Below are 3,365 nucleotides of genomic sequence, written 5' to 3' on the forward strand. Positions count from 1 at the left end.
GTGCTGACACTTGCCAAGGCAGCGATTAAGGATCTGCGCGGCCAATTGGCCGAAATGAATCAGGTAAAGCAGGACAATGAAAAGCTCAAGCAGGCATTGGCCGTGAAGGATCGAGAGCTGAAGCAGGAAAAAGCGCTTAGCGAACGGCTGCGGACACAACTGGATGATGTGAAGCAGTTCATGAAAGAGATGATTCCAGATCTATCCGCCGCCCTGCGGGAAAAAATGAAAGCCTGGTTGAAGGGCCGCGAGCGCGGCGGGCCAAGTCGTTAGGAATCCTGGTACCGCTTTCTCAGGCCGCTGAACAGAGCGATTTTTGTTCCACTCGATGGTGCTTGGTCGATGTCCTCATGCCAATCAAGCGCCGTAACCTGCTCAGGTTGTATCCCGAGTTTGTAAAGGGACTCAATCAAAGCATCAACATCGTCGTAATTTTCAACTGCGCCATTGCTGAAATTTACTTGAAGGCTCGACCCTATATCTCTAACCATTACGGTGATGGCTTCTTGGTTCTTTTCTGCCGCACGCCTAGCGCGGATTTCTTTAAGGAGTGTTTTGGTACGCTCACGATGCGCGCGGACTGCTGCCTCTAATTCGGCAGACGTCATGAATTCAGGCTGTTTATTTTTATCAGGCATGCGGTTTCGAAACGTGGGGAATAACAACGACTTCAGGTTTGGCTGGTTTATCTGGGGTCGGATCATAAACCGGCTCGATGCCTTGCGCTCTTAAATCGGCAATCGCGTCCTGAACCGCCTTGGTAGCGGCTTCCATGAATTGCGGGCTGGTGATGTATTCACCGATCTTCGACATGGAGATTCCTTTCCTGGATGATGGGAATGATGGCTTCGGCAATTGCCTTGTTTACCCTGTCTTGAACATCATGAGCAGCCTCCAAAAAAGCTTGGGGAGAGTCCGACTCCGCACTTTCCAGAATATCTTTCATCTCCTGAAGAAGCTCGATACCTTCCTCAAGGTAGGCCAAGCATTTTTCCTTTGTCATCAGAATTCCTCGTTAAAAGCAGCATCTAACCGCTGCTGGCCTAGCGCCTCTAGTTTTTCCCGCGCTGCATGATCTCCACCGCCTGCGACTTTAGCCTTGCGTTCTTTTTCCTTAATTTTGAATGCGAAGTCCGTGATGGCACGGCCGGTCTTGACCGGCTTGTAGGTCACCGTCAAGTCGCTGTGCTTGTTGATCTGCTCGACTGATGGCTCGATGACGCGCTTGATGAAGTCAGCAGTCAGCTTGTACTCGTCGGCCTCCATCTGAAGCGTCTCGCGCAGCCACTTAAGGCTGATCGTGCGGTTTCCTATCTCCCGATGTTGGGCCAGCAGCTCATAGATGCGCACCGCGTGGGCACTAGTCATGTGGCCGACCTTTTCCAGTTGGTAGGACGTGAACTCGGCCTCAAGGCGTGTAACGTACTTGATGACCTCTGGCGTGAAGATGACCTGGACGTTGCCTGCGCCGTCCACGTAGGCCGCCTCGCTCACCCAGCGCGTCTTCTTGACGCGGGTGTGGCCGCTGGTAGGGTCGGTGTCGTGGATCGTCACGCTGCGCTCGTAGAGGGCTTCCATGGCTTCCTTGAGCTGACGATACACATTGGCCTTGTCGATGCTAGGAAACTGTTTTGCGAAGCTGTCTGCGGTGATTGTGACAGGCAGATCCGGGAACAACCCCTTCTGTTCCTCGCGGCACCTGCAGATCGCGTACAGAATGATGCGCTGCTCATTCAGACCTAGGCGATAGCTGGCCTCGACCAAGCGATTTGACTTTACGACAAGCTCATTTTTCTTCATCGCGTTATTTATGACACTTGGCTAAAGTGTCATTATAAACCTTTTTATGACCTGTATATATCTGTCATAGTTAACCGTAAAAATGTCATAGTTAACCGTAAAAATGTCATAGTTAGGCGCTGAAACCCGCGCCAGCTCTGGGTTTGCGGCGAGCTAAAAGGACTTAAAAGCTATCTGCTCGCATTGCTCTGCCGCGAGCAGATAAAACAATAGGCCCCCGGTGGGGGCAAAAAGGCCCCCAATCCGCAGGGGGCTGCGCCCCCTCTCCTCGCTTCGCTCGCGGACTCGCACCCCCGTGGCAGGGCTGCGCCCTCCCCCCGCCTGACGGCGGCTCCCCCCAACCCCTGCGCCTTTGGCGCGGTCAGCAAGGGAGGGGCAAGGGGCTTTATCTCCAATTTGTGGTGAGGAAAGGGCGGTTGCTGCCTGGCTACCGGGGTGGGCAAGTGTGGGCAAGCTGTGGGCGGCGAGCTGGTCAACGCGTGAGCGTTGTCCACCGCCGTCCATCAGTTTGTCCACACGGTCCCCGCGTCAGCGGGGATGTCCACGCCTGGCGCTTCCTGGGGGCAAGGGGGCTTCGCCCCCATGTTTTTCCCGCGTAAGCGGCGAACTACTTTGCGTAGCAAAGTATAGTGAGTACACTTTGTTGTTCCTCCAAAGTGGATGCATGCTATGAATTTTGTCGTTCTGCGGGTCGAAAAGCTAAAGTCCCTCAACAATGTGCGCGCCTCCGGCCAGCACACATTCCGCGAGCGGCCGACGCCTAATGCGGCCCCCGATCGCACTCATCTGAACGAGTCGACAGGCGCAAGCACCGCCGCCGAGCTGGTCGATAGAGTGAAGGCGCGGCTTCCCGAAAAGCGCCGCAAGGATGCTGTGGTGTGCCTGGAATATGTGATTTCGGCTTCCCCTGAATGGTTTGCCAGCCGTAGAGCCCCTTCGCTGCAGGCCGAATACTTTCGGGACTCGATTGCATGGCTTCAGAAAAAACACGGCGTGGAAAACGTGGTCTGCACTGACATCCAGCGGGACGAAAAAACTCCGCACCTGGTGGCTTATGTCGTTCCGCGGCACCCTGACGGCCGCCTGTCGGCCAAGGAATTCACTGGCGGCCGCTCTACCCTCAGCAAGATGCAAACTGACTTCTGGAGACAGGTCGGCGCACGGCACGGGCTGGATAGGGGCGTAGAAGGCTCCAAGGCGCACCATACGACCGTCAAGGAGTTCTATGCAGCCCTGGAGAAGAATCCGGCCTTGGAGCCTCCTGAAGCGCCTCCTGAGCCGTCCAAACTCGATATCGTGACCGGCAAGGCACTCAAGGAACAAAAAGAGTACGCGGCCAAGTTAGCCAAACACGCGGAGGTGGTCCAGAAAGCAGCCGGCGTCGCCGTCCTGGGCGCCGAAAATCGGGCTGGCCAAGCGAAAGCGATTAAGGATCTGCGCGGCCAATTGGCCGAAATGAATCAGGTAAAGCAGGACAATGAAAAGCTCAAGCAGGCATTGGCCGTGAAGGATCGAGAGCTGAAGCAGGAAAAAGCGCTTAGCGAACGGCTGCGGACACAACTGGA

6 protein-coding genes are annotated in these 3,365 nt (G+C 55.4%); 2 read left to right on the forward strand and 4 right to left on the reverse strand.

The window, feature by feature from the left end:
* Window positions 1-273, forward strand: a 273-nt coding sequence (locus ASE07_RS26270) for a hypothetical protein (protein ID WP_235548643.1), incomplete at its 5' end; no start/stop codon positions are given.
* Here ASE07_RS26270 and ASE07_RS26275 read toward each other — a convergent pair.
* Genes ASE07_RS26275 through repM form a run of 4 tightly spaced genes read right to left on the reverse strand, consistent with a single transcriptional unit; the run spans window position 270 to window position 1,800 of the window.
* Window positions 270-638 (reverse strand): hypothetical protein, encoded by a 369-nt coding sequence (locus ASE07_RS26275; protein WP_057293782.1) that lies wholly within the window; start codon window positions 636-638, stop codon window positions 270-272. The two genes, ASE07_RS26270 and ASE07_RS26275, sit on opposite strands and share 4 nt — an antisense overlap.
* Window positions 631-813 carry a hypothetical protein gene (locus tag ASE07_RS26280; protein WP_057293783.1) on the reverse strand — a complete coding sequence of 61 codons (183 nt, stop codon included), beginning with the start codon at window positions 811-813 and terminating at the stop codon, window positions 631-633. Before ASE07_RS26280 ends, ASE07_RS26275 begins: the two co-directional genes overlap by 8 nt.
* Window positions 797-1,003: a hypothetical protein gene (locus ASE07_RS26285; protein WP_057293784.1), complete on the reverse strand. Its 207-nt coding sequence runs from the start codon at window positions 1,001-1,003 to the stop codon at window positions 797-799. The genes ASE07_RS26280 and ASE07_RS26285 overlap by 17 nt, the downstream gene beginning before the upstream one ends.
* A complete protein-coding gene (gene repM / locus ASE07_RS26290) occupies window positions 1,003-1,800 on the reverse strand; it encodes a replication initiation protein RepM (RefSeq protein ID WP_057293785.1) in 798 nt (265 codons plus the stop codon). The genes ASE07_RS26285 and repM overlap by 1 nt, the downstream gene beginning before the upstream one ends.
* Window positions 1,801-2,469: 669 nt before the next feature.
* On the opposite strand from repM, the gene mobV reads away from it, so the two are divergent.
* Window positions 2,470-3,365, forward strand: an 896-nt coding sequence (mobV, locus tag ASE07_RS26300; protein WP_200961029.1) for a MobV family relaxase, incomplete at its 3' end; no start/stop codon positions are given.

This window comes from Noviherbaspirillum sp. Root189 (assembly GCF_001428545.1).
GTDB lineage: Bacteria > Pseudomonadota > Gammaproteobacteria > Burkholderiales > Burkholderiaceae_D > Noviherbaspirillum.

Bases quoted from the DNA above. Each gene is read 5' to 3' on its own strand.
- repM (WP_057293785.1), bottom strand. From the start codon at position 1,800: ATGAAGAAAAATGAGCTTGTCGTAAAGTCAAATCGCTTGGTCGAGGCC.
- ASE07_RS26275 (WP_057293782.1), bottom strand. From the start codon at position 638: ATGCCTGATAAAAATAAACAGCCTGAATTCATGACGTCTGCCGAATTA.
- ASE07_RS26285 (WP_057293784.1), bottom strand. From the start codon at position 1,003: ATGACAAAGGAAAAATGCTTGGCCTACCTTGAGGAAGGTATCGAGCTT.
- ASE07_RS26280 (WP_057293783.1), bottom strand. From the start codon at position 813: ATGTCGAAGATCGGTGAATACATCACCAGCCCGCAATTCATGGAAGCC.